Origin of the sequence: Marinomonas aquiplantarum, assembly GCF_003314975.1 — a bacterium.
Classification (GTDB): Bacteria; Pseudomonadota; Gammaproteobacteria; order Pseudomonadales; family Marinomonadaceae; genus Marinomonas; species Marinomonas aquiplantarum.
Genome location: NZ_QNRF01000007.1, coordinates 181395 through 205914 on the forward strand (window position 1 = coordinate 181395; position 24520 = coordinate 205914).

24 protein-coding genes and 1 other RNA gene are annotated in these 24520 nt (G+C 44.5%); 13 read left to right on the plus strand and 12 right to left on the minus strand.

Features of this window, described 5'->3' with window-relative positions; genetic code table 11:
* The first annotated feature begins 14 nt into the window (after positions 1-14).
* From DFP76_RS13810 to DFP76_RS13825, 4 genes are read left to right on the plus strand one after another with little or no spacing between them, the layout of a single operon-like run.
* Entirely contained in the window at positions 15-854 is an 840-nt protein-coding gene (locus tag DFP76_RS13810; RefSeq protein ID WP_113875206.1) for an ABC transporter ATP-binding protein, read from the plus strand.
* Positions 851-1873: a FecCD family ABC transporter permease gene (locus tag DFP76_RS13815; protein ID WP_245931946.1), complete on the plus strand. Its 1023-nt coding sequence runs from the start codon at positions 851-853 to the stop codon at positions 1871-1873. The genes DFP76_RS13810 and DFP76_RS13815 overlap by 4 nt, the downstream gene beginning before the upstream one ends.
* Positions 1870-2928: a FecCD family ABC transporter permease gene (locus DFP76_RS13820; protein ID WP_113875207.1), complete on the plus strand. Its 1059-nt coding sequence runs from the start codon at positions 1870-1872 to the stop codon at positions 2926-2928. Before DFP76_RS13815 ends, DFP76_RS13820 begins: the two co-directional genes overlap by 4 nt.
* A 35-nt stretch (positions 2929-2963) precedes the next feature.
* Positions 2964-3911, plus strand: coding sequence for an ABC transporter substrate-binding protein (locus tag DFP76_RS13825; RefSeq protein ID WP_220150998.1), 948 nt, complete (start codon positions 2964-2966; stop codon positions 3909-3911).
* Positions 3912-4111: 200 nt separating this feature from the next.
* Here DFP76_RS13825 and csrA read toward each other — a convergent pair whose 3' ends face one another.
* Together csrA and DFP76_RS13835 are read right to left on the minus strand one after the other, a co-directional pair.
* On the minus strand, positions 4112-4312 hold the full coding sequence (gene csrA / locus DFP76_RS13830; RefSeq protein WP_113875208.1) for a carbon storage regulator CsrA: 201 nt from the start codon (positions 4310-4312) through the stop codon (positions 4112-4114).
* Between the two features lie 102 nt (positions 4313-4414).
* Positions 4415-5038: a LexA family protein gene (locus DFP76_RS13835; protein WP_113875209.1), complete on the minus strand. Its 624-nt coding sequence runs from the start codon at positions 5036-5038 to the stop codon at positions 4415-4417.
* An 86-nt stretch (positions 5039-5124) separates the two neighbouring features.
* Between DFP76_RS13835 and DFP76_RS13840 the strand changes: the two genes are divergently transcribed.
* The gene (locus tag DFP76_RS13840) at positions 5125-5331 is read left to right on the plus strand and encodes a YdaS family helix-turn-helix protein (RefSeq protein ID WP_113875210.1); all 207 of its coding nucleotides are present in this window, start codon (positions 5125-5127) and stop codon (positions 5329-5331) included.
* Between the two features lie 95 nt (positions 5332-5426).
* Here DFP76_RS13840 and DFP76_RS13845 read toward each other — a convergent pair whose 3' ends face one another.
* Entirely contained in the window at positions 5427-5642 is a 216-nt protein-coding gene (locus DFP76_RS13845; RefSeq protein ID WP_113875211.1) for a hypothetical protein, read from the minus strand.
* A gap of 391 nt (positions 5643-6033) precedes the next feature.
* On the opposite strand from DFP76_RS13845, the gene DFP76_RS13850 reads away from it, so the two are divergent.
* On the plus strand, positions 6034-6588 hold the full coding sequence (locus tag DFP76_RS13850; protein ID WP_113875212.1) for a YaeQ family protein: 555 nt from the start codon (positions 6034-6036) through the stop codon (positions 6586-6588).
* A 19-nt stretch (positions 6589-6607) separates the two neighbouring features.
* On the opposite strand, the gene DFP76_RS13855 is transcribed toward DFP76_RS13850, so the two are convergent.
* Complete coding sequence (locus tag DFP76_RS13855; protein WP_113875213.1) at positions 6608-7354, minus strand: dienelactone hydrolase family protein; 747 nt, start codon at positions 7352-7354, stop codon at positions 6608-6610.
* A 122-nt stretch (positions 7355-7476) separates the two neighbouring features.
* Here DFP76_RS13855 and DFP76_RS13860 point away from each other — a divergent pair, with 122 nt between their 5' ends.
* Together DFP76_RS13860 and DFP76_RS13870 are read left to right on the plus strand one after the other, a co-directional pair.
* On the plus strand, positions 7477-8598 hold the full coding sequence (locus tag DFP76_RS13860; RefSeq protein ID WP_113875214.1) for a tRNA-queuosine alpha-mannosyltransferase domain-containing protein: 1122 nt from the start codon (positions 7477-7479) through the stop codon (positions 8596-8598).
* Positions 8599-8887: 289 nt separating this feature from the next.
* Entirely contained in the window at positions 8888-10207 is a 1320-nt protein-coding gene (locus DFP76_RS13870) for a YjiH family protein (RefSeq protein ID WP_113875216.1), read from the plus strand.
* Positions 10208-10277: 70 nt separating this feature from the next.
* Here the strand turns inward: DFP76_RS13870 and DFP76_RS13875 are convergent, their stop codons facing one another.
* The 4 genes from DFP76_RS13875 to DFP76_RS13890 all read right to left on the minus strand — a co-directional run bounded on the left by DFP76_RS13875 (position 10278) and on the right by DFP76_RS13890 (position 14564).
* Complete coding sequence (locus DFP76_RS13875; protein WP_113875217.1) at positions 10278-10811, minus strand: glutathione peroxidase; 534 nt, start codon at positions 10809-10811, stop codon at positions 10278-10280.
* A gap of 101 nt (positions 10812-10912) precedes the next feature.
* Entirely contained in the window at positions 10913-11557 is a 645-nt protein-coding gene (locus DFP76_RS13880; protein ID WP_113875218.1) for an ATP-binding cassette domain-containing protein, read from the minus strand.
* Positions 11550-13271, minus strand: coding sequence for an ABC transporter permease (locus DFP76_RS13885; protein WP_113875234.1), 1722 nt, complete (start codon positions 13269-13271; stop codon positions 11550-11552). The genes DFP76_RS13880 and DFP76_RS13885 overlap by 8 nt, the downstream gene beginning before the upstream one ends.
* 93 nt (positions 13272-13364) lie before the next feature.
* Positions 13365-14564, minus strand: coding sequence for an ABC transporter substrate-binding protein (locus tag DFP76_RS13890; protein ID WP_113875219.1), 1200 nt, complete (start codon positions 14562-14564; stop codon positions 13365-13367).
* Between the two features lie 198 nt (positions 14565-14762).
* On the opposite strand from DFP76_RS13890, the gene DFP76_RS13895 reads away from it, so the two are divergent.
* Genes DFP76_RS13895 through DFP76_RS13905 form a run of 3 tightly spaced genes read left to right on the plus strand, consistent with a single transcriptional unit; the run spans position 14763 to position 19190 of the window.
* A complete protein-coding gene (locus DFP76_RS13895; protein WP_113875220.1) occupies positions 14763-15905 on the plus strand; it encodes a succinylglutamate desuccinylase/aspartoacylase family protein in 1143 nt (380 codons plus the stop codon).
* 10 nt (positions 15906-15915) lie between these two features.
* The gene (locus DFP76_RS13900; RefSeq protein ID WP_113875221.1) at positions 15916-18216 is read left to right on the plus strand and encodes an ATP-dependent helicase; all 2301 of its coding nucleotides are present in this window, start codon (positions 15916-15918) and stop codon (positions 18214-18216) included.
* 20 nt (positions 18217-18236) lie between these two features.
* On the plus strand, positions 18237-19190 hold the full coding sequence (locus DFP76_RS13905; RefSeq protein WP_113875222.1) for an isopenicillin N synthase family dioxygenase: 954 nt from the start codon (positions 18237-18239) through the stop codon (positions 19188-19190).
* Positions 19191-19239: 49 nt separating this feature from the next.
* Here DFP76_RS13905 and DFP76_RS13910 read toward each other — a convergent pair whose 3' ends face one another.
* The 4 genes from DFP76_RS13910 to DFP76_RS13925 form a co-directional block, all read right to left on the minus strand.
* Positions 19240-20025 (minus strand): class II glutamine amidotransferase, encoded by a 786-nt coding sequence (locus DFP76_RS13910; RefSeq protein WP_113875223.1) that lies wholly within the window; start codon positions 20023-20025, stop codon positions 19240-19242.
* 92 nt (positions 20026-20117) lie between these two features.
* Complete coding sequence (locus DFP76_RS13915; protein WP_113875224.1) at positions 20118-21785, minus strand: methyl-accepting chemotaxis protein; 1668 nt, start codon at positions 21783-21785, stop codon at positions 20118-20120.
* A gap of 348 nt (positions 21786-22133) precedes the next feature.
* Complete coding sequence (gene hisI, locus DFP76_RS13920) at positions 22134-22541, minus strand: phosphoribosyl-AMP cyclohydrolase (RefSeq protein WP_113875225.1); 408 nt, start codon at positions 22539-22541, stop codon at positions 22134-22136.
* On the minus strand, positions 22538-23401 hold the full coding sequence (locus tag DFP76_RS13925) for a 6-carboxytetrahydropterin synthase (RefSeq protein ID WP_113875226.1): 864 nt from the start codon (positions 23399-23401) through the stop codon (positions 22538-22540). Before DFP76_RS13925 ends, hisI begins: the two co-directional genes overlap by 4 nt.
* 208 nt (positions 23402-23609) lie before the next feature.
* Here DFP76_RS13925 and ffs point away from each other — a divergent pair.
* An RNA gene (gene ffs / locus DFP76_RS13930) (signal recognition particle sRNA small type) lies at positions 23610-23706 on the plus strand.
* Between the two features lie 134 nt (positions 23707-23840).
* Entirely contained in the window at positions 23841-24359 is a 519-nt protein-coding gene (locus tag DFP76_RS13935) for a TnsA endonuclease N-terminal domain-containing protein (protein ID WP_113875227.1), read from the plus strand.
* Positions 24360-24520: the final 161 nt, after the last annotated feature.

The following is a 24520-nucleotide window of genomic DNA, read 5'->3' on the forward strand; positions in this document are numbered from 1 at the left end:
GAATGGACGTTCGAATGTTGGTAGTCGAGTACCTGAGTGCAGGTTATAAAAAAAAGCAGGTTTTAAACGAGGTGTCGCTTAATTTTCCTGAAGGCGAATTTACCACCCTAATGGGCGCTAATGGATGCGGTAAGACGACGCTGCTGCATGCTATTTCAGGGTTGCTACCCGTACAATCTGGACATGTTCAATTAAATGACGAACCTTTACTGAAGTTAAGTCGAAAAGAGGTGGCAAAACGTTTGGCACTGCTGCCGCAAGTCGCAACGAGTCCTGCAGGGTTGACCGCACGTGAGTTAATTATGCAAGGGCGCTTTCCTTGGCAAAGTTGGTGGAGGCAGTGGTCTGACCAAGATGAAAAAGCGGTTAATGAGGCTGTTGAGGTAACGGGTGTATCTGACTATCTAGATACTCCTCTTGAGCAACTATCAGGCGGTCAGCGTCAGCGCTGTTGGATTGCAATGACCCTTGCACAAGATTCTCCTGTTTTGCTGTTGGACGAACCGACAACCTATCTCGATGTTGCTCATCAGGCTGAGTTGATGAACCTGATTTCTTCTCTCAAGTCCAAAGGAAAAACCATCATTGCTGTGCTGCATGATCTGAACCAAGCGGCAACTTACTCGGATCGTCTTGTCATGATGAAAGCAGGGCAAGTCTATTGTGAAGGCGAGGTGGAAACGGTTTTCACGAAAGACAATCTACAGCAGGTGTTTGGTCTGGATGCCCATATTGTCCGTGATCCTCATAATGATAATCCGATTGCCTTGCCTGTTGTCGATGCCAATGTTTCAGTAAATAAACAATCTGATATCCAGTCTGCAAAAAAATTAGAAGGTGAGCTGCGAGTATGATGATGGAAGTACATTCTCCCAGCTATATAACGCAGCGCCTTTCCTTATCTCGGTTAAGTGGGGCGTTTGTTCTATGTGTGGTTCTGCTTCTTGCTTCTTTTGTGCATCTTAGTGTTGGCGCAAAAAGTTTAGATTGGATGACCATTTGGCATGCCTTAACAGCCTATGACCCATCCGATTTAGATCAAGCTATTGTCCGCGAAAGCCGTCAAGCTCGACTATTAGTTGCCTTGATGGTGGGGGCTGCATTAGCGCTTGCTGGTGTCATTATGCAGGCAATCAGCAGTAATCCATTGGCGGATCCTGGGTTGTTGGGGATTAATAGCGGTGCTGCTTTTTTTGTTGTTGCCAGTCTACTTTTCTTGCCATCGTTAAGTCATCACTATCTCCCCGTTTTTGCTTTCTTAGGAGCGACGTTTGCTGCGCTACTGGTGATGGCTCTAAGTGGTAGTCAACAGAATTCTGAACGATTGATTTTAGCCGGGGTGGCAATCACGGCTTTGTTTGCGTCCATGACTGCGATTTTACTACTGATTGATCAGCAAGGACTGGATAAATTGCGACATTGGTTAACAGGCGCTATTGGGGCATCTGATCTGAAAAAATTAGAGTGGGTGTATCCTTACTTGTTGGGCGCGGTTCTTTATAGCTTTGTATTGGTTCGATCGTTAAACGCGTTTCATCTTGGTGAGCGAGTTGCTGCGAGTTTGGGGGTCAATGTCATGCTCCTAAAGCTAAGTGGGTTGGTGTTGGTGGTGATCCTATCCGGTTCCGTGGTGGCCGTCGCAGGGCCAATTGGCTTTGTAGGGCTGGTTGTTCCACATATGGCTCGCTTGTTGATTCGAAATGGCTATGTCTGGCTGTTTGTTTACTCTTTGTTGCTGGGTGCGCTTTTGTTGGTGTTATCCGATATTGCAGCGCGAATGATTCTCAGGCCTTACGAAATTAATACTGGTATCGTAACTGCTTTTGTTGGGGCGCCTGTTTTTATTGCACTGGTATTAGGGAAAATGCGATGAAAGCGGTTCTTTTTTCACCTCGTCCATTAAGGCTAGGTTTCTCTTCTAAAGTAAATTTTCATGCTCGGGCGAGCGACCTTTTTTGGTTAATGTTTTTCATTGCTATGCTGGTGTTTTTGTTTCTTTGGTCTGCTGCGACAGGCAGCTATCAATTATCTGTATGGGATAGCTGGAGTATTGTCTTTGATCCTGCCTCTATGCCGGATAGGTTGGTGCAAGTGATATGGGAGTTTCGTTTGCCTAGGATGTTTGCTGCTGCGTTGTGTGGGGCGGCACTCGCTATAGCCGGAGTGGTGTTGCAGTCGATTACTCGCAATGCATTGGCATCCCCCGGGCTAATTGGTGTCGAGGCGGGGGCGAGTGCGACTATGTTGGTTTTTGTTGTCATCTTACCCAGTGTCATTCCTATTGTTTTTTTACCTGTCACCGCCATGCTTGGAGGGTTTATTGTTGCCACCTTCATCTGGGTACTGTCTTCGGCGGCAGGATATTCGCCTGTGCGTTTGGTCTTGGTCGGTGTCGGTATAACATCGATGTTAAGTGCATTTACTGAGATGTTGATTACCTATGGTGATATTGAGTTGGTGGAGTCAGCTCTAATGTGGCTTGGAGGAAGTCTTTATCAGACCTCATGGCAACAAGTTTATGTCATGGTATTTTGGCTAGTTATTCCTGGCACTCTAATTTGGCTTAGTTTTAGACAACTTAATTTGCTTGTTCTAGGTGATAAGGTCGCGTTTTCCAAAGGGGTTGATAACCGGAAGACAGTGCCATTTCTATTGTTTCTGAGCGTCGCGTTAACCTCTGCTTCTGTTGCGACGGCGGGTACATTAACCTTTGTAGGGTTAATCGCTCCGCATATAGCACGACGTTTTTGTTCAAACCGCCATGGTGCATTGATTCCGCTATCGGCTCTGATTGGAGCCTGTTTGGTTGTGTTGGGAGACACGTTAGGAAGAAGCGCGTTTGCTCCGCTGCAATTGCCAGCAGGATTAGTATTAGTGCTGGTTGGAGCGCCTTATTTCATTATTTTGATGGGGCGTTTAAAGCGCTAATGATGAAGCTATTTATCGAGGTGAAAGGAAGAGTTATGAGAGCGTTTAAGCGAGTGTCGATGTTATTTATTGGCGTGCTAAGTATTGTGAGTGTCTCGGTGCATTCTGCAGAGATGCGCACGTTTGAGAATCAGTTTGGCAAAGTTGAAGTGCCAGTTAACCCAAAGTGTGTTGTCTCTCTGCATGATTTTAGTTTGACGATACAGTTATACGAGCTTGGAATTCGCCCATGTGGCTCTGTTGCGCGAAAACGCTTTTGGTCTGAGCCCTATTTTCGAGGCGTTCAGCATCGTTTCGACACGACAGATCTTGCCTATGTCGGGAGTCATAAGGCACCAGACGAAGAGGCAATCGCAGCGTTAAATCCAGACTTAATTGTAGGCTTGTCTTATCAGGATAAGTTTAAAGAAAAATTATCCCATATTGCCCCCGTTGTTATTTTGCCAACCAATGAAACTTCGATAGAAGAATGGGCGGGTCAACTGGCGGACATTGTTGGCGAAACCGCTCGTTTTAAAGATCAGCAAAGGGAATATCATTGGATTATCAGTGAATTTAAGCGCCTTATTCCACACCCAGAAAACATTACCGTGACTACATTGGAAGTCTATGAAGACAATTTCCAATTGATTGGTCGTGGTGGTTTGGATGAGGTAATCGATGATATGGGCTTGGGTCGACCAGAAGGTTATCTCAAAGCAAAACAAGGGATTAATTATAGTCTTGAGCGTATTAGTGATATGGATGCGGATATCATTATTGATACCTATGAGCCTTTGCTGAACAGCCGCAAAGATACGGCAGAATTTAGAGAGTCCCCACAATGGAAAAACCTTTTTGCTGTTCAAAACAATCAGTTTTTGTACTTCAATCGCAGTCGCTTTGGAGAATCAATGGATGGTCTGATCGGTTCAGCTTATTTGCTTTTCTCACATATTGTTGAGAGAGAACTTAAAACGCAAAAGCCTTCTACAGAAGAGTGATTGATTCTCTTATTGTATAGAATACGTTGATTTCCCCAGTTATTAATGAATCGGCATGGATTCATCAATATAAAGCGATTGTCACGTCTAGTTAACGGAAAACATCGAGCCGATTAGGCTGGATGTTTTTCTATGTTTTAAAGGAAAATGCTTCTTTGTTTGTAATTTTCAATGAGAAGCTATTTTCCATTTTTTTGAAACTATGTGGATTCATCTTGGGCGGCTAACATCTTAGCTTTATCGGCTTGTATGCGTTTATAAATTTCGTGACGGTGCACGCTGATTTTACGCGGTGCTTTGACTCCAATTCGAACATAGTTACCTTGTACGCCGAGTACAGTGACTTCCATATCGTCGCCAATATTAATGGTTTCACCTGGTCGTCGAGTGACTACTAGCATAATGATATTCCTTTATTTATGACTACTGTTTAAAAATACAGTTAAAACTGTATTGTGGTCAACAGTTTTTGTTGTTTGTTTTTGTTCATTCTTACCAGTGGCTTAGCGAAGTGGTCGTTTGGCTTCTGTTGCCACACCGATAATCTTCATGTCAGCATTTAATGGCACGGGAAGATAATTGGCATTAAGAGGCTTTAAATAGCGATTTCCAGCGTCCATTACCAGTTGCTTAAACGTAATATCTTGTGAGGTATGCAATTTCACCAGCACTAGGTCGCCATGCTGTGGCTGGGTTTCTGGTTCAACTAAAATGAGGTAGTTTTCGGGAATGCTTAAGCCAGACAAGTTGCTCATACTGTCGCCTGTTACTCGAAACCAAAAAGCGTTCAATGATGCATTTTTTGGGGCTTCAAGCATGGTTTTTTCCATGCTCAGGTCTTGCTTTTCCAATAGTGCGTCTTGATTTAATAGTGGACGCATTTGCTCAGTGAGTTGCTGATTATACTGAGTGTGCTTTTCACGTACTTCATCAAGGTGACCCGATAGTAGCCACTCTGGGTCACAATGAAGCTGTTTGGCAAGGGACAGTAACTTACGTGGGTTTTGGGTTCGGCCGTCTTCGATTTTCTGCAATGATTGCTGTGTGATGCCGACACGTTTGGCTAACTCTACTTGAGTCAGTGCCAGTTCTATCCGTTTTTCTTTAACACGTTTTGAAATGCTCATCTGATGATAGTTACAACTTTATCTGTATTTGACAAACAATATAAGTTGTTTTTAGATACAGTAAAGGTTGTATATAAGGAGGTAGTATGTCAGCGATAGCAAAAGCAGTCGAAGTAGTAGGGAGTCAAACTGGATTAGCGAAAATATTAGGAGTTAATCAATCTCATGTCTGGAACTGGCTGCACATTCATCATAGGTGTCCAGCAAAGTATATCCGCTTAACGGCGTTGGCAACGAAGGGTGAGGTGAGTGAGACTGAGTTATTGATTGACCATGAAAGGCGCAGCCAATGAAAAAACGCCTTTCGCTGCGTTGAGGGAAAGGCGTTTTACGCCGTCATGGCTAGGTGTTTACCGTCGCATCAGGTCATTCTAATGCGACGGTTTTACTAGCTGTCGCTCGGTTGTTCTCCAGGCGGTATGATGTTTTTTTGCTGCAATTCATTTTCATCATGGCTTGCGCCAGTTATGGGGCGAATACGGCCATTATCTCGATAGAAGCCAATGTCTTTTAAATAGTGGTCATCTAGATGACGGAACACTTGGTTCGTACGACGGGCTTCTAAATAGTCTTTAGCGGCGTTGAATAAAGCAATGATACTCATAAGTCTTCTCCAAAATAATAAAAATTAAGGCGGAACTTACGAGGTTTTTAGTAGGAGTGACCGCGTAAATTCCGCGGTCAATGAAGTAAAATTACACAGGCATTGAACGCGAACAGATTGAGGTTGATCGAACTTGTTTATTACAAGTTGCCATAGAAGAAGTTCGGTGATTATTCAGAATGAATGTGGTCATCTTGCTTCTCCTTAGTATCTGTTGGTCCATTTAGGTAATTTTGCTCTTTGAGCTTCTTGATTGAGCCTTATTATTTACCTTATGTCAAACCATTATATCGAAATAACATATTTCATCTTTTCGCGATAAAAAGGTGTGGTCAGCATTTTTGCTGTACAATGCACCGCAATTTTCCCTGTCCCTATTTGAGAAGTAATTATGGCTATTAAAGCAACGGTGTACAAAGCCTCGGTACAGGTGTCTGACATGGATCGACATCACTATCAAGGATATGACTTAACTTTGGCATTGCATCCGTCCGAAACGGAAGAGCGGATGATGGTACGACTTGCTGCTTTTGCCTTGTTGGCCGATGAAAAAGAAGGCGATGAGCAATTAAGTTTTACAAAAGGCATTAGCACAGAAGAGGAGCCTGACCTTTGGCAGAAGAATTTTTCCGATGAAATTTTGCTTTGGGTGGAATTGGGTCAGCCAGATGAAAAGCGTTTGCGTAAAGCCTGTGGTCGTGCACAGCAGGTTGTGGTGGTGAATTACAATGACAAATCAGACATTTGGTGGGAACAGAATCGAGGTAAAAATAGCCGTTTTGATAACCTGCGAGTGTTGCAATTTCCAGAGCATCAAGTGCTAGCGCTGGCCAAAATATGTGCGCGTTCGATGCAATTAAACGTCACTATTCAGGATGGTGAAATGTGGGTCTCAGGTGAGCTTGGTGAATGCGCCTTAACGCCAACATGGCGTGGCGAGCAATAAGCTCACCACGTTGTTTCTGTTAAACCGCTTTGTTTAATCCACGCTGAAATAGCGCGACAGCTTTGCCGTAATATTCTAGAGCCAATGCAGGATCGTATCGGTCTCCTTCGTCGCGCATAAAGGCATGTTGACCATTCACTTCGTACCAAGTGAACAATCGGTCTGTATCGATCAATTGTTGATAAATTTTCTTTCGTCCCTCAGTCGGTACATGAGGGTCTTGCTTCCCCCAAACCATGACTAATTCTGCTTGTATTTCGTTCGTGCGGGTAAAGGAATCGTTTCCTTCTTGGCAAGGAATGGTGTTGGAGTGAATGTCGGTCGCGTATAGACAAAAAGCCGCTTGGATACGAGGGTTTAAAGCAGCTCGATAAGCTAGATGACCACCTAGACACACTCCCATACTGCCGAATTGGCCGGTGCAATAATCTTGCTGCTCAAAGTGGGTTAGCATAGCGACGGTGTCAGAGTCGTGTGATTCCAGAGGCTTAGTGAATTTATCATTGTTACCTTTGTCTTTACCTTCGTCATCGTAGCCGAGAACGGTGCCAATCGGATTCAGTTCATGGAACACCTCAGGTACGATGACAACAAAACCGTGTCCGGCCATGATGGCGGCAGAACGAGCAATCGGGGCTGTTTGTTGGAAAATTTCAGAATAAAAAATAATGCAAGGAAAGCGGCCTTCCGCTTGAGGTCGATAGACGGTGCAACGCATTGTACCGGTTGGCGTGATAATATCTTGGTCGTGACGCTGAATAATCATGTGAGTCCTTAAAGACGTTGTTGCTTTCTTACATGATAAGCGACCAGCCTTGATTGAGCTAGACGCAAAGCATGTCGTCTTATGGTGTGTTTCTATTAACCGAATAAATAAATGGTCCCGTTGTGCGAATTTTAATCATCAGTGCTTACGAAGCGAGCAGTCATAAGGCTTGGGCCAATGCGTTAATGAGCGGCCTTAATCAACATGATTGGCAATATATCTCGCTACCAGCTCGCCATTTTGCGTGGCGTATCCGTGGTAATGCCATGAGTTTTGCTTTCGATCCTAAGTTTAAAGAAGCATTACAAAAGCCATATGATTTGGTCATTGCGACCTCAATGACGGATTGTGTTGGGCTAAAAGCGTTTTGCCCTGATTTACAAAACATTCCTTGGATTCTATATTTCCATGAAAATCAGTTTGCTTATCCTGCCAGTGATAACCAGCAAGGTTTGATTGAGATGCAAATGGTGACCTTATACAGCGCTTTGGCGGCGGATCTTTGTGTGTTTAATAGTGTGTTCAATCAAACGTCCTTTTTTCAAGGGGCGAAGGCGCTGCTAAAGAAACTGCCTGACTATGTGTCACCTGATTGGTTAGCGAGCACAGAAACGAATTCACAGGTCATTCCTGTGCCTATTGAGTCGCCGAGTGGCTCTATGTTTAACCAGCCGTTTGTCTCTGATTGTCATGATGACACTTCCACAGAGTCCGCTAAGCTGAAAATTGCTTGGTCAGCGCGTTGGGAGTTTGATAAAGGTCCAGAGCGATTGTTTGCAATTTTACAAGCATTGGAAACAACAGATTTGGACTATGAAGTGGCCATCATGGGGGAGCAGTTTCGGACTGTGCCGGAGATTTTTACTCAAATACAGCATCAGTTTTTACACCGTATTACACAGTTTGGTTACGCTGAAAGTCGAGATCAATACTTTGCCATATTAGCGTCATCAGACCTTTTTCTCTCAACTGCGTTACATGAGTTTCAAGGTCTGTCTGTACTGGAAGCGGTGGCAGTAGGCTGCGTCCCCGTCTTACCTAATCGCCAAGTGTATCCTGAATTGTTTGGTGCTGAATTCTTGTATCAAAGTCATCTCAATGATCTGCAAACAGAAGCCAGCAGTGCGGCTAATCTAATACGATCTTATGCTCAGCACCCCATAAAGCCGCCAGTCGTGACGAACTTTCACCTAGGTAATGTGTTGGCGCGTTATTCTTCATTGATTCAAAAATTTATCACTTAATGTATATACATTGAAGTTTATATCTTGTCCTTCTTAATATTCTTGTAAATAAAACACTGCCGTATTATTAAACCTATAAAGATACCAAATAGTGCAAGAAATTCTTTTTTGCGCTTTATTTGTGCGATTAATCCATGTTAAAAACCAATCTGAAAGTAAAAAAACAAAAATAAATACGATTGTTCTATTAAGAAATAAGACAAAAATTTACCTCTTTTGGTTGTATATACAAATTGGTGTGGTTTTTGCTTTTCTTGATGTGAATGATCACTTTTAAAGGAAATCCGTTATGAATACGAGCGATCTTAAAGCGAAAGAGTTGTCTTGGTCCTCACTGATTAAGCTAGTGGTGTTTAGTGCCATTGGTCTGTTCTTCTTTTTTGTCCCTATCCAAATTTCAGGAAAGGAAACCATCCCGTTAGATCACATCGTTTCTTGGATTCGTGGTGATCATCTAGAGTTGGCTAAGCTTTACGCATTACTTGCCGTGGTCGCTGGTGGGCTTTACCCTTTTTATAAAGGGAATTGGCGAACCTCTACCACACAGAAAGTCTTGTCTGTACTGAAATTACTGGGTGTTGTGATGGCGTTTATGGCATTTTTGTCCATGGGGCCAGATTTCTTGTTTGAGAAAGACATGCTGCCATTCCTATTCGACAAATTGGTTGTGCCTGTTGGGCTTATTGTGCCGATTGGCGCGGTATTCTTAGCTTTTTTAATCGGCTATGGTTTGTTGGAATTTGTCGGTGTGTTGTTGCAACCCATCATGAAACCTTTGTTTAAAACCCCTGGTAAATCTGCTATTGATGCGGTGGCGTCTTTTGTGGGCAGTTATTCGATTGGTTTGCTAATCACCAATCGCGTTTATAAATCAGGTCAATATTCGGCCAAAGAAGCCGCTATTATAGCAACCGGTTTTTCGACGGTATCGGCCACCTTTATGGTGATTGTTGCGAAAACATTGGGCTTGATGTCAGTTTGGAATGTATTTTTTTGGTCGACATTACTCATTACTTTTGTAGTAACCGCTATCACAGTGCGAATTTTCCCGCTTAGCAAAATGGACGATACCGCAGCCAACCGAGAAACGGAAAACTTTGAGCATTCAAGATTTAAGCAGGCCTTGATCGAAGGGGTAGACGTAGCCACTCAGGCAGATAGTATTGGCACGAACATTTGGAAAAACTTGAAAGAAGGCATGGTGATGGCGATGAGTATTCTGCCTTCCATTATGTCTGTTGGTTTATTGGGCTTGTTGTTGGCTAAATATACTCCAATTTTCGAGTGGTTGGGTTACTTGTTGTATCCGTTTGCATGGATTGCACAGCTGCCAGATCCTATGATGGTCGCGTCTGCTTCTGCAACCGGCTTAGCTGAGATGTTCTTGCCCGCCTTAATCGCAGCGAAAAGCGTGTTTGTGGTGAAATTCGTGGTGGGTGTTGTGTCGATTTCATCGATTCTATTCTTCTCCGCTTCCATTCCTTGTATTTTGTCGACAGATATTCCGCTCAACATTAAGCAAATGTTAATGGTGTGGTATCAGCGTGTGGCATTGACCATATTAATTGCTTCTCCTGTCGCCTTTTGGGCAGAGCAATTTGTAAGCTAGGGAAGGTGTGAAACAAAAAAGGCAGGAATACGAGTATTCCTGCCTTTTTTAGGGGGAGAGGCAAAGCTTTCTATAAATCCGCTTCGATGGCGCTCACTAGGGTTTCATTATCTGGTGCGGTGTCCGGTGCAAAGCGCTTAATGTCGCCCTGTTTTGTGATGAGGAATTTTTCAAAATTCCAAACCACTTCTGGGGCGGCGGTCGGTTCGATTTGGTGCTGCTTAAGCATGCTTTCCATGGCTCCGCGGTTTGGTGTGATAGGGGCCGCTTTGATTAAATCCTTGTATAGAGGGTGCTTCTCTTCGCCCGTGACAACCAGTTTGCTGAACATTGGGAAGGTCACATTGTAGGTGAGGCTGCAAAATTGTTGAATTTCTTCATCAGAACCAGGTTCTTGGCCCGCGAAGTCATTAGCGGGAAACCCTAAAATTTCAAAACCTTGTTGATGATATTGTTTGTAAAGTGCTTCCAAGCCTTCGTATTGAGGGGTTAAGCCACATTTAGAGGCCACATTGACGACGAGCAATGTTTTGCCTTGGTAGCGGGATAAATCGACTGGTTCGCCTTGAATGTTGTTAACGGTGTGATTCAGTACGGTACTCATTCTGCTCTCCTTCGGATGCCCCTACGATATTGGGCGAATATGGTGTTTTTTAGCGTATCTCACTATCGCCTCTGGATCAGGGTATCAATGCGTAAACAATGCTAATTTTTCATTTTAAAGGGTTTTAGATCTAAACATGGCCCCTGCATGGCTTTGGCGTCTTCTGGGTCGTGTGTGACCAGCAGTGCTGGAATATTCGATTGGCGAATTTGTTCTAATACAAAGGCTCTAACGTCACGTCGCAAGGCAGGGTCGAGTTTGCTAAAGGGTTCATCCAGCAATAGGTAGTCCGGTTCGGCTAATAAGGTTCGCAGTAAGGCGACACGCGCTTGTTGTCCCCCAGAAAGTTCTGATGGCAAGGCGTTGGCTTTGTCTGGAATGCCCAATTTTTCTAACGCTTGTTGTGCCTTTTGTTGGCGAGTTCTGTGCGGAATGTGTGCGGGTATGGCGAAGAGTAAGTTCTCAATGATGCTCATATGAGGGAACAGCAGTGGCATTTGTTGTAACAATCCCACTTTGCGTTTATTCGTTGGTCGATCTTGTAAGGTTTGCTTGTCTAAGAACACTTGGCCGCTGGCGTTAAGCGAACTGTTTAAGGTGCCACTTAAAAAGTGTAATAGGCTGGATTTCCCTATGCCACTGGGGCCCATGATCGACAAGACTTCTCCTGGCTGGATTTGAAAGCTTAGGTCTTGGATTAGAGGTTGTTGACCTAGGGTTAATGAGAACTGATTTACACTAAGCACGAGTCGTCCTTATAAAGAGAGATTTAAACGCTAGCCGCCACTTCGTCCAGCGTGGTGGCACCACTAACGCAAGCCAAAACACGAAAATAGGAAACAGAGTTTGTAACAACGCCATGCTGCCCACTTGTTTTCTGTCACCAGAAGCCGCCCGTGTTACCGCTTCAGTGGTTAAGGTGCTGTAACGTCCTTCACCAGCAATCAAAGTGGGAAGGTATTGCGCCACGCTGACTGAAAAGCCAATGGCGAAAGCGGTGAACAAAGCCGGTTTAAGCATGGCCAGTTTAACCGTCAGGTAATTACGCCAAACACAGGGTCTGAGTCGATTTGCTTGTTCTAAATAGGCTTGATGGTAAGCCAAATACGGGTTTTTTAGTGTGAGGTAGACGTAAGGTAACGCGTATAAAAAATGCAGCATCATCACGGCGATGAGATCACCGTTTAGGTTGAGGTGGATTAACAACACATGTAGGCCAAATAAAAAGCCAATTTGCGGTAACAAAATTGGTACATAGATGAGCCAATCAAAGGCATGCGATGAAGGCTGTGATGAACCATGACTCACGCGTTTGATTTCTAACATGGCCAGGCTAATGATGCTTGCGAGTAGTGTGCTAACCAGTGCAATGAGTAGTGTATTGTTGGTCAATTCCATTAATAAAGGCGCTGCACGTTCTAAATTGTCCCATGTCCATGAGGCGGGGAAAACATCCGGGAAGCGCCAGCGTTTGGTCAGAGACCAGATGGGTAGTATGACCAGAGCCAGCAGACCAATCAACAAACTGAAGCACGCCAATATGGTGCCAATAGATAGCAGATGATCGGATAAACCGCGTCGTTTGCCGTTACTTCGCTCTGCGCGAGTCAGCTTGGCTAAGAGTCGATGACTTAATTCCCAGCCGGCGAGCACGACGATAATTATCAGCATTAAACTGATGGCGCCTGCGCTGGCATTAAATCGCATCGTTAAATCAGGATCATTAAACCAGCGGAACAAGGTCACGGCTAGGGTAGAAGGGGTATTTGGACCAATGATCAATGCCAAATCCACCACCGTTAGGCTAAAGCTAATGACGATAAACAAAGGTAAACGGATCAAAGGGTAAAGTTGGGGAATCAAAACCTTACGCCAAGCGGTAAAACGACCATAACCTAGTGATTGGCATGCTTGTAGGCTGTCGCGTGCTTGAATACTCTTCATGCTGGCCAACATGACGAAGAGCAAATAGGGCATTTCCTTAATAACCAAGGCGAAAATGAGTGAGAGCCCATAAGGGTCTTGCACACTGATCCAGTTCGGTGGTCGTTCAAAACCGGTGAGCCATGGGCTGAATAAGCGTACTAACCAGCCAGATGGACTGAGAAGAAACACCAAGCCGATTGCAATCGCTGCGTGAGGAATGGCCAGAATAGGCGCGAGAAGGTTTTCAATGGGTCTGAAAAACGGCTTTTCATAGCCCCAAGCCAATAATGCCAGAGCCAACCAGAGCGCCATAATCGGGGCCAGAATGCCGGTGATCAGCGTGAGCTTGAGACTGGCGAAAAACTCAGTATTGCTGAACAGGTTTTGCCACGGGGTGAAAGAAAACTCGGTTTCACCCAGCGGTGGAAAATAGTGAAAAGCCGGTAGTAAGGTGCCAACCAGTCCCGCAAAAATGGGCAGTAGTAACAAAGCGCAAATCAGCCCAGTGGTCATTTTACGGTATTTGGTAGGCATAAAGCAGCGGCTTTCCAGATCAAAAAATTTTAAAAAAGCGTGTTGATGAAATGGCATTTCTCAACACGCGAGTCCGTTTATAAGTTAGTGGCATTAATTCGCATAACGCTTGCGCCATTCTGTCTCGAGTGCACTTACCCAGCTACTGTGAGGTTCGGGTAGGGTTTGCCCAAGCTCTTCAATGGATAACGTGGCGATACCGCGCGGTAAATCATCAAACTTTTGCTGATCTGCCGCACTGAGTTTGTCATAAGATAAGACACTTAAATCGCCCCAAACCGTCGGCGTTTGTTTGTGGATCTGAGCTTCTGGTGAGAGTAAGAAATTGGCTACCACTTGCGCGCCTGCGGTGGCGCTACTGTTGTATGGAATGGCTAAGAAATGAGTGTTGCCTATGGTGCCGCCTTGGAACACATAAGAGCGAACCGTATCTGGCAAATTGCCTTGGTCAATTTGTACCGATGCGGCGGAGACATCAAAACTCAGTGCTACATCGATTTCTTGGTCATCGAGTAAGCGCATCATTTCCTCAGCACCAGAAGGGAAGTTTTGACCGCGGCGCCAAGCCACAGAGTGTAATTGGTCTAAATAAGCCCAGAGTGGCGCGGTGACTTTTTTGAAATCTACTTGATCCACTGGCTGTGATAAGGCTTTGCGATGGGGAGACAATTCGTAAAGTGCTTGTTTCAAAAAAGTCGAACCCAGAAATTGTGGTGGCTCAGGGTAAGTAATGCGTCCTGGGTTGGCCTGAGCGTAAGCCAATAGCTGAGTCATGGATTTTGGTGGTGTTGACAGTGTGGCGGTGTCGTACATGAAAATGACTTGTGCCATGCCCCAAGGGGATTCCATGCCGTCTACCTGAGTACCAAAATCCTGAGTCAAACTCTGGCGGGCATTTTCATCAACATAGTTTTGGTAGTTTGGTAAAGCTTGGCTAAAAGGACCAAACAAGAGTTGATTGCCTTTCATGGCGCGAAAGTTTTCGCCATTTAACCAGATAAGATCGATAGAGCCTTGTGTGTCTTGTCCTGCTGCTTTCTCGGCTAACACACGATTCACCGCATCGGCCGTGTCGGTGAGTTTTACTTGTTTTAAGGTGACTTGATATTGGTCTTCAATACGATCGGCGGCCCATTGAATGTATTGATTAATGTTGTCTGCACCGCCCCAGGCATTGAAATAGACGGTTTGACCTTGAGCTTCTTGCTGTATGTCTTGCCAATCAGCCTTGGTGATTGGGGATGTAAATAATAAAGCGCTGCTGATGGAGGCGGCTAGGATGGACTTGATCACTCTGTGCTCCTGATTGTTGTGGTGAATGTCACATGTTTAATGTGCTATTAGTGTTTAGACGTATCACATGAGCCATTTATTACACTGATTTTATTATAGTATTTGGTTTTTATTAACACGGCGATTTAGCGTAACATGGACGAATTTATTTTGTGAGCCAAGGTTATTATTTTAGTGCTCCATCAAGTTCGAGGTTGTATGTCTTACCAAATTTATTCTCACGTCTTACCCAGTGCTTCTCCCGGTACTCAACGAGTACTGAAAGCGCATCATTTCGGAGAGGCCGGCGCTCGTCCTAAAGTCTACCTTCAAGCTGGACTTCATGCCGATGAATGGCCCGGTTTTCTAGTGTTGAATAAGCTGATCGCCAGGTTGAAAAAAGCCGAGCAGGCTGGGTTGATTAAGGGTGAAGTGATTATCGTACCGGTGGCGAATCCGATTGGCTTGGCGCAGAATTTCCATGGCTATATTCCTGGTCGTTTTGCTTTTTCTGATGGCGGTGGCAATTTTAATCGTAACTGGCCTCGGTTAGGGGAAAAAGTAGAGAAGCGCATTAAGGGAGATGTGGCCGCTGAAACCGAAGCGAATGTATCCATAGTGCGTCAAGCGATTCGTGAAGAATTGGCTTTGTTACCAGAAATGACGGAGTTACAAGGGATGAAAAAGACCTTGTTGGCTTTGTCGATGGACGCGGATGAAGTGATTGATTTGCACTGTTCTGGTGAAGCTTGTATGCATGCTTATGTACCGCAAGAATTTGAAGACTATTTCAAACCTTTATTAGGGCTTTTAAATTCGACTGTGGGTCTGTCTGAACTGGAAACCGGTGCCGCTTCGTTTGATGAGACCAATGTGAGTGTTTGGCGCTCGTTAAAAGCTCACTATGCGCATTTAATTCCTTGGGGCTGCCGCTCTTTGACTCTAGAGTTGCGAGGGGAAAATGACATTAGTCATGAGTTCGCAGACCAAGACGCTCAGGCTTTGTACGATTACTTAATCTATAGAGACATAGTACAAGGTGTTGTTGCTGAACCGGATGTGTCGGCTGTTAACTATTACCCATTAGATGCCATGGATTTGGTGAAAGCGCCTTGTGCTGGGATTGTCTGTTATCACAAAGCCATCGGCGAGTCTGTGGAAGCGGGTGAAGTGATTGGTGAGGTGGTGAACTTACTAGACGATGATGTGGAAGCGTCGCATTACCCATTGGTGTCGCGTGCGAACGGTGTGTTTTTTGCCAGAGTGCAGCGCCGTTTGGTGATGTGTGGTGAATCCATTGCTAAGATAGCGGGCAAAGAACACCTTGCTCACCGTGAGATTGGTCATTTATTTGAAGACTAGGCCTGTTATTGTGACCGATTCCCCATTTTCTACCCAGCCTCTTAATTTGACTTCTGAGCAATTGGCGGTTGTCCACCATGATTTGCAGCAGCCTGCTAAAGTCATTGCGGTGGCGGGTGCGGGTAAAACCACGACACTCATATCGCGTATTGAGTATTTGTTATCGCAAGGCATAGATGCGTCGCAAATTGGCGTGTTTATGTTTAACAAAAGTGCTCAAGAAGAATTTTCTCAACGTCTGAGTCAGCGACTCCTGCCACAAGGGATTCGCTCACCGAGTGTGATGACCTTTCACGCTTTTGGTATGCGCTTTTGTCGCCGTTTAGAGCAGCAAGGTTGGTTGCAATCCGCGAAGTTGCTGACAGACGATTTTAGCTTAATCAAGTTGTTGCGAGAATCGATGTCGCGGCTGTTAAAGCGCGGTGAAAAAATCACCATTCAAGATGAGAAAGAGTGGTTGGAAGACGTATTACTGTTTATTGATCAAGTAAAAGCGTCGAACTTGTCAGCAAGTGATGTGTTTGAACAACTGGGCTGGTCGAAAGAGCGACGCTTTTTTGTGTCTCTGTTCGAAGAATTAGAAGCGCTGCGTCAGCGCCAGAATATACGTTTTTTTGCGGATTTGTTAAGCGACCCTTATAAATTGGTTAGCGATTTACCTGAGTCAGATTTGCAGCGTGTGCGTGCCTTGGTGCCAAACTTTCAATATTTGTTGATTGACGAGTTTCAAGACATTAATCCTTGCCAATATGAATTGTTAAAACGACTTTACCCAGCGCCTTGTCAGTGGATGATTGTTGGTGATGTGCAGCAATGCATTTATGAATGGCGTGGTGCTAGCCCTGATATTATGGCGCGTCAATTTGATACGGAGTTTGGCACCACAGTAACCTATCCATTGAGTACCAGTTTTCGCTTTGGTCATGCCATTGGACTGATGGCGTCGAGTGTGATCAGTGAGAATGACCCAGAATCTCTAGTGGTGGGATTGGGTGAGCGGACAAGGGTGTCTTTTGCCAAATCGCCAAAAACAGGTAAAGCCTTATTAGGGGAACTAAAAGCTTGGGTTGAAGAGGGTAAACCTTTAACTGACTGTGCTGTTTTAGTACGTTTATACAGTGATATGGTACCGGTGCAATTGGCTCTGATGCACAAAGCTGTGCCGTATCAGTTGCATGGGGATTCGCCCTTATTAGAGAACCGCCAAATCCGTATGTTGATGGCGTATCTAGCTGTTATGGCGGGTGGCTTGGAAACAGCGAATCACTTTTTCCATCCGGACGATGTGGAATATCTGTTGACGGTACCCAGTTTAGGCGGTGCGGTGGCGCAACGACGACTGTTGATTCAGCAAGCGAAACAGTCGCCGCATTTGTTGCCACAGATTGTTGAAAACATGGCCGATGCGAGTGATGGTTGGCGCGCGAGAAAGCTGTATGAAAGAGCGGATTGGTTGCGCAGTTTGAGTGCATATCGCAAAGATCCTGCACAAGGTTTGGTGCATACGCTGGAAAAATTGGGCATTTATCGTTATTTCGAAAGTACCAGTAGTAAAGATATACAGGCGCAGGAAAAAATCGCCACCTGCGAAGCCTTCATTGCTTACGTTCGAGGGGTAGGTGGTGATGCAGCGAGCATTTTACAACAACTTGCCAGCCTCAACGAAAGTCAGTCTGATGTGGCACAAGGTGTGCATCTGATGACGATCCATAAATCCAAAGGCTTGGAGTTTGGGCAAGTACTTTTGTGTGGATTGCAGGAAGGTCGGTTTCCCTATTATGAAGAAGACTTGAGTGCGATCGACAAGCAAGCAGCCAACGAATTGGCTGCTGAGCGGCGTCTATTCTATGTAGCCATGACGCGAGCACGTCAGAAACTGGTGCTACTGGAAACGCCGAGTGCGGAAGAGAACAAACAAATGAAGCTGGGGAGCATTCCCCGAGCCGGTTTAAAATCTTTGTCATTATCCCGCTTTATATTTGAGGCTCAGCCTCATGCGGTCAGCCAGATTTGTGATGCTTGGTATCAAGCTCGCAATGGCGATGTAATTGACACCGAAAAAGGCTCTGTTTTTCAGCGCTACTTGGCGTTTGTTCAGCCTTCCCCTGATGTGACTTTTCGCCATAAAGTGGCAGGCAAAGGTCGACTCAAGCCGGGGGACAAGGTACGCCATGATCAGTTTGGTCAAGGGGTAGTTGTCCGACAAGAAGAGGACGATAGGCAGATGATTATTGTTGATTTTGGCGAAGCTGGGTTGAAGCGTTTTAACCCAAAACACACGAAATTAGTGAAGCTTTCTTCACGGACTTAATCCGTAGCAGGAGACGTTATATGTCCATTCCACTCATAGATTTAGCCAAATTAACTCATGAAAGTGATTCAGTACGCTTACCAGAAGTGAAAGCCTTAGATAAGGCTTGTCGTGAAATTGGCTTTTTCTATTTAACAAACACCGGAGTGCCTGAGTCTTTGACGAAGGCCTTGATGCGCGAGGCAAAGCGTTTTTTTAACCAGCCTCAAGAGGTTAAAAATGCCATTGATATCAAAAACAGCCCGAATCACCGAGGCTATGGCAACATTGGCGAAGAACAGCTTGATGAAGTGACTCATGCGGACTGGAAAGAAACCTTTGATATGGCGTTGGATTTTCCAACAGATCATCCTTTGGTATCGAAATACCCGACCATGTATGGACCAAATCAAAATCCGAGTGATGCGACGACGGTTGAAGTCTTGCAAGACTATTACATCGAGACGTTTCAGGTGGCGCAAAAATTATTGACGGCCATGGCTCAGGCTTTGTCTCTAGAAGACGACTTCTTTACTCGCTGTTTTACTGATCACGTCACTGTGCTGCGCATGATTCACTATCCGCCACGTCCTGAAGCGGCTCATGATAATGGCGCTGGCGCGCATACAGATTATGGTTGTGTGACCTTGTTGCTACAAGATCAGACGGGTGGTTTACAAGTGAAAAATCGCCATGGTGAGTGGGTAGATGCTACGCCAATAGAGAATGCTTTGGTGGTAAACATTGGTGATTTAATGCAACACTGGACAAACGACGAATATGTCTCGACCGCTCATCGTGTGCGGGCCTCTTTACCGGATGTGCATCGTTATTCTTTTCCATTCTTTGTTGAGCCTGACTATGAGACGGAAGTGAGTTGTGTGCCAAGCTGTCAGTCTGAAAGTAAGCCCGCTAAGTATGAAAAAGTTCTAGCGGGAGATTGGATTCAATCGCGATTTGATGCCACTTATGCTTATCGAGAAGACAAGCACTAAAAAGTGGTTGTTCAGATAAGGTTGAAGATCAGAAATGAAATTGAGCGCGCTAAGCGCTCAATTTCATTAGATCGGGTAGCGCTTGAATCTGATATTGATTGCCTTTGATTTTCGCAATATGTCCTGCCGGTACCAATGTCCAGCCTTGATTAGAGAGCTCTAACGGTTCTGAACCAATGACAATATGAGTATCAAATGCTTTGCAGTAGAGGCTGGGCGCTTGCTCGTCACTGGAAAAGCGAATGGCGATCATTTCATCACCGTTGGATACCACAGAGGTAAACCTCAAAGGTTCTTGAATGTCTTTTTGTTTCATTAGATCGAGAATCTGTGCCAAAGTATCCGCAATGGCCTGTTCAGGATCTTGCTCCAAACCATTGGCAATCATCAATAAGAAAATCACTTCGGAGTCGGTCGCTCCTTGGCGTTCACCATAGAGAGACTCTGGAATCAGTCGATCCAACTGATAACGAATGGATTCATAACCACCAATTTGTCCGTTGTGCATGAACAGCCAGTTCTTATAGCTGAATGGGTGACAGTTAGAGCGGCTGGTGGCGGTGCCAGTAGAAGCACGGACATGAGCGAAAAAAAGACCGCTCTTGATGTGCCTTGCTAGGCTTTTCAGGTTGCTATCGCTCCATGCAGGCAGTATTTCATGATATAAGCCTGGTTCGCTGCGCTCATCATACCAACCTAAACCAAAGCCATCGGCATTGACTGTCACTTCGGACTTTTTCGCGCTTAAACTTTGGTGAACCAGTGAATGTTCTTGTTCAAATAACAATGACTCAAGGTAAACTTCCTCCCCTTGATAGGCCATCCAACGACACATATTGTTCTCCTGACTGCAAGACGCTTAAAAGTATAGAAAGATAAAAGGGGAAACAACCTGTTTCCCCTTTTTGTTTGCAGGTCTTTTAATGATTAGACATTAAAGTAACTGATTTTGTTTGAAAGTTGTTTAGCCAAATCAGCCAGCTGCCCAGCCGATTGGCTGATTGAATGAATTGAGTTGGTGGTTTTTTCTGTAATGCTAGTGATGTTCGACACATTTCGGTTCACCTCAGCTGTAACAGAGGCTTGCTCTTCCGCAGTAGCTGAAATGCGGTCGTTCATTTCCCGAATCTTAGACACCGACTGATTGATGTTTAATAACGATTCTTCTTCGTGCTTCACTTGCTCTACGGCATTAGTGGAGCGTTGATGACTTGATGTCATCGCGGCAACGGCAGAAGATGTTCCTGATTGTAGCAGAGTGATCATTTTTTCAATCTGTTGAGTGGCATCCTGAGTATTCTGCGCAAGATGACGAACTTCGTCAGCGACGACGGCAAAGCCTCGGCCTTGTTCACCCGCGCGTGCGGCTTCAATCGCTGCGTTTAAGGCCAGCAGGTTGGTTTGTTCTGCAATGCCTAAAATCACATTAAGAATGTTGCTGATTTCATTGGTGTTCACTTGCAACTCATTGATCGTTTTGGCCGATCCGGCGATTTCTTCTGCCAATTCTTGAATGCTGTTAATGGTTCTGGTGACAATTTCTGCCCCTTCATTAGCCGCAGTTTCTGCATCATGAGCCGCATTACTGGCATCCGTTGTGGATTCCGAAACATGGACTGCAGTGGCCTGAATTTCATTGATGGCTTGAGAAATTAATTGCGTTTCTTCTTGTTGACGATCCACCATGTCTGAAGATTCATCTGTGATGCGATTCAGGTCGTTGGCGGCATTGGTCAGCATGTCACTGGACTTGGCAACATCGTGAAGAATGCTGCTAAGTTGAACAACCAGTTTGTCCATAGCGGTTTCTAACATGCCGATTTCGTCTTTACGTTTACTGTTAACTGGCTCTTGCGATAAATCCCCAGAGGCAATACCTTCTGCGCGACGAACCGCTTTAATAAGCGGGCGACAAATGCCATTGACGATTAACAAACTGATGGTGACGCCTATCATGATGAGTAATGCTGCTAAACCACCACTAGCATAGATGGTTTGGTCCAATTTACTGTTTTGATTGTCGGCCACTTGATTGCTGTATTCATTGATGGAGCTGATGATAATTTCCATCTGAGCATTTACGCTTTCAAGGCTGGCGTCAGCAATTCGGCGAGCTTTATTAGCCTGCAGTGTTTTCAGTTTAATCCACCAACCGTAGGTTTCGGTACTGGCTTTCAAGAAGGTTGCTTGTTGCTCTTCTAATAGATCAATGTGCTCTAATAGTGTCGTCAGTCCATCATTTTCTGGCATCTCGTTTAGAATGCCTTTTACGCTATCAATGCTGGTCAGTAGCTCATCTGTATAGGCCTTGAATTTTTCTTCCGATTCAGCGATCAGCTCAGTACCATAACCTCCCATCGATTTGGCAATCGATACTTGGAAATAGCCTCGTTCAAATTCAACGGATTGTTGTAATAGTAGTTGGCGGCTTTTTTCCAGATGCTTCACCAGTTGCAAACTTTGCGAGGAAAGACTTTGCAATTCAGAAGAGACGGATTTACTGGATAGTGCCGAGCTAATACTCAAGCCAATGATGACAATGGAGAATAGGGCAATGAGGGAAAGGATTTTGGTGCGTACGGACAAATTTAGCATGGTTGCTCCTGAGTTGTCTTTGTAGTGAGGTGAGCAATCCTTATGCCAGTTAACGTTACGTCCAGATACAAATGCGGTTTGTTATTCACTGCGTTTCATTCTCCTTTTGGGAGCGGTAGAGAAGGGAGGCCTTTTGGTTAAAGCCTTTGCTTTATAATTTTTTGTTATTATTGCGTTTAGAAGTGCGTTAGGCAAGATGGTAAGAGTGTGTAAACAAAAAGAATATGAAAAGATTTGAGCTTAGTTAGGTGGCGAGAAAACAATATGGCTAAAAATAGGGCATAAAATGGTTACGATGGCCTTTTTCTATGCCCTGATTTGGTGCAATCTGTCTAGTGGATTCTCAGATTATTTTTCTGGTGCAGAGTCGATGATGACGTGATCCCCATCGACCTTAAAAAAGAAACAATCTCGGCGATTGGTATGACAAGCAGGGCCTTTTTGGTCTACCTGCAATAAAATGCAGTCACCATCACAATCAAAAGACATGGAAACCAGCGTTTGGCGGTGACCTGAGCTTTCGCCTTTGCGCCAATAGGTTTGGCGGGAGCGTGACCAGTAGCAGACTTGTCCTGTTTCTAAGGTTTCGCGAATCGATTTCTCATTCATGTAAGCCAACATCAAGACTTCACCCGTATCGTGTTGTTGAGCTATGGCCGCAATTAACCCTGCATCGTCAGTTTTTAAATTGGCTAATATTGTGTCCAATGGCAATTGCTCGCCTTTGGCCAACTGTTCATATGCTTTTAAACTCATTTTGTCACCTTATATTCAGAAATGGCGCCTTTGCCTATGCCTTCAAAACCATGTGCTTCAATGAGGCTGCCAACATGTTCGTGTGCTAATACATAAGCGACGTGAGCAGATAAAGATTCCACCGTGGTATCGCAATCCAACATATAGACTTGTTGACTATTAATGGTGAGTTCAAACAAGCCTTGTTGGCTGGTATAGCTGAAATAATGGTGTGGTCGACCATTAATGTCGACGATTTCTTGCAAATCTTCCTGGGTGCCCAAATAGATGTCTTGCCAGCGTGTGGCCCAATCATGTTCCAAAGCGGTATCTGCCTTGCCATCGCGATAGATTTCAATGGTCGACCTATGACCGTGAGCGATCCGCTGACAATTACCGGCATGCTTCTTTAAACCATGGCTATATTGGTACTGAGCACCTGCTATCGGTTCTGGTGTGAAACGAATACTGACCGCTTCCAATTCAGCCGGTAACAGATCGAGAATTTGTTGCTCTACCCAAGTTGCTGCTAAAGAAGGCGTAATTTGCTGGCACGGTAATGAGCAAATGGCTTGTGATGGTGCATCGCATCGAAAATGTCGACCGTCTTCATGATCGAACTGAAAGGACACGCGGTTATTCTCTAACTTAATGAGTTGGCTGCTTGGATGTTCAGCCGGAATAGCCAGCATGTGATCTATGTTGTCATCCAGCCATTTCTTAATTTGTTTTTTAACGATGCTGAAATCGCAAATCATGCTTTCATCGTTTAATTTACCAGTCAGGACAATGTCTGCCTGCCAGCTTTCACCCAACAATCCGCGTTCTGCATCGTAGTAGGAAAAATCTACGTGCGTTAGGTTTTTTACAAATAGCTTCAACTTGCTACTCCTTAAATCTGATGGCGCGTATCTTACCCTAATTAAAAAGCAGGATATAGCAGAGGAATCACAAGCAAGACTATGTCGAGCGAGTCGAATATCCTGCAATGAAGGTAAGTATTTGAAAAACCATAAGAAGGCGGTTGATATTTCAAATTGGCCGCGTATAATCTCGCCCCAAGGTCAACAGGCCCCTTTATGGTGTCTCTGCTGGTCCCCTCGCAACAATAAATCGTGAATCTGGTCAGGTCCGGAAGGAAGCAGCCACAGCGATGGACTTGTGTGCCGAGGTGCGGCTGGTAGAGATGCCACCTAATTTCCTCTATGTAAATTGAAGCATAAAATGACAAATTTGCAGTTTACTGTGACAAATTTGCACTTTACCTTGACATAGCCTACTTTTAAGTTGTTATTTTGTTACAACTTACAGGATTGAGCTATGTACAATCGTAACCTTCGTAAGCCAAGCCCCAATAAAAATATCTTTAAGTTTGCTAGCAAAAAAAATCATCACATTATTTTGTGTGAAAGTGCATTAGAATTTGACGCGTGCTTTCATTTAGAGTTTTCACCATCAATAGTTACGTTTGAATCTCAGCCTACCGGCATTGAATACCAAATGAACAATAAAGTTCATCGTTACACGCCAGACTTTAAAGTTGTTAAGGTAAGTGGCGAAATTGAATACATCGAAGTCAAACCTGCTAAAATCATTAACTCTATAGAGTTTCGAGAAGAGTTTATTTTGAAGCGTAATGCTTATAATAATTTAGGTTATAAGCTGCTATTGATTTCTGAAAAGCAAATACGCCATTCAGTACTTCTTGCCAACCTCAAAATTCTTCACCGCTATACTGGTTCAATGCTCACAGATATACATGACTCAGCGTTAAAATATATTAAGTCAAATAATATGGTGTCTATTAGTCAGCTTTCACTCAATTTGGGATTAGTGTAGTGGCATAGTGAATTTGGCCACCTAATTAGAGGTGATACACTCATCTCATAGATAAAACAGGTGAATCAATGACTAAACCAAGACGACCGAACTTTAGCCCTGAGTTTCGTTTAGACGCTGCAAAGCTAGTCTTAGAACAAAACTACAGTGTTATTGAAGCT

Coding starts and splice junctions, on each gene's coding strand:
- DFP76_RS13840 (WP_113875210.1), top strand. CDS start 5,125: ATGTCAGCGATAGCAAAAGCAGTCGAAGTAGTAGGGAGTCAAACTGGA.
- DFP76_RS13875 (WP_113875217.1), bottom strand. CDS start 10,811: ATGAGTACCGTACTGAATCACACCGTTAACAACATTCAAGGCGAACCA.
- DFP76_RS13895 (WP_113875220.1), top strand. CDS start 14,763: ATGTCTTACCAAATTTATTCTCACGTCTTACCCAGTGCTTCTCCCGGT.
- DFP76_RS13835 (WP_113875209.1), bottom strand. CDS start 5,038: ATGAGCATTTCAAAACGTGTTAAAGAAAAACGGATAGAACTGGCACTG.
- DFP76_RS13915 (WP_113875224.1), bottom strand. CDS start 21,785: ATGCTAAATTTGTCCGTACGCACCAAAATCCTTTCCCTCATTGCCCTA.
- DFP76_RS13820 (WP_113875207.1), top strand. CDS start 1,870: ATGAAAGCGGTTCTTTTTTCACCTCGTCCATTAAGGCTAGGTTTCTCT.
- DFP76_RS13910 (WP_113875223.1), bottom strand. CDS start 20,025: ATGTGTCGTTGGATGGCCTATCAAGGGGAGGAAGTTTACCTTGAGTCA.
- hisI (WP_113875225.1), bottom strand. CDS start 22,541: ATGAGTTTAAAAGCATATGAACAGTTGGCCAAAGGCGAGCAATTGCCA.
- DFP76_RS13815 (WP_245931946.1), top strand. CDS start 851: ATGATGATGGAAGTACATTCTCCCAGCTATATAACGCAGCGCCTTTCC.
- DFP76_RS13850 (WP_113875212.1), top strand. CDS start 6,034: ATGGCTATTAAAGCAACGGTGTACAAAGCCTCGGTACAGGTGTCTGAC.
- DFP76_RS13825 (WP_220150998.1), top strand. CDS start 2,964: ATGAGAGCGTTTAAGCGAGTGTCGATGTTATTTATTGGCGTGCTAAGT.
- DFP76_RS13810 (WP_113875206.1), top strand. CDS start 15: ATGTTGGTAGTCGAGTACCTGAGTGCAGGTTATAAAAAAAAGCAGGTT.
- DFP76_RS13870 (WP_113875216.1), top strand. CDS start 8,888: ATGAATACGAGCGATCTTAAAGCGAAAGAGTTGTCTTGGTCCTCACTG.
- DFP76_RS13935 (WP_113875227.1), top strand. CDS start 23,841: ATGTACAATCGTAACCTTCGTAAGCCAAGCCCCAATAAAAATATCTTT.
- DFP76_RS13855 (WP_113875213.1), bottom strand. CDS start 7,354: ATGATTATTCAGCGTCACGACCAAGATATTATCACGCCAACCGGTACA.
- DFP76_RS13905 (WP_113875222.1), top strand. CDS start 18,237: ATGTCCATTCCACTCATAGATTTAGCCAAATTAACTCATGAAAGTGAT.
- DFP76_RS13845 (WP_113875211.1), bottom strand. CDS start 5,642: ATGAGTATCATTGCTTTATTCAACGCCGCTAAAGACTATTTAGAAGCC.
- csrA (WP_113875208.1), bottom strand. CDS start 4,312: ATGCTAGTAGTCACTCGACGACCAGGTGAAACCATTAATATTGGCGAC.
- DFP76_RS13885 (WP_113875234.1), bottom strand. CDS start 13,271: ATGCCTACCAAATACCGTAAAATGACCACTGGGCTGATTTGCGCTTTG.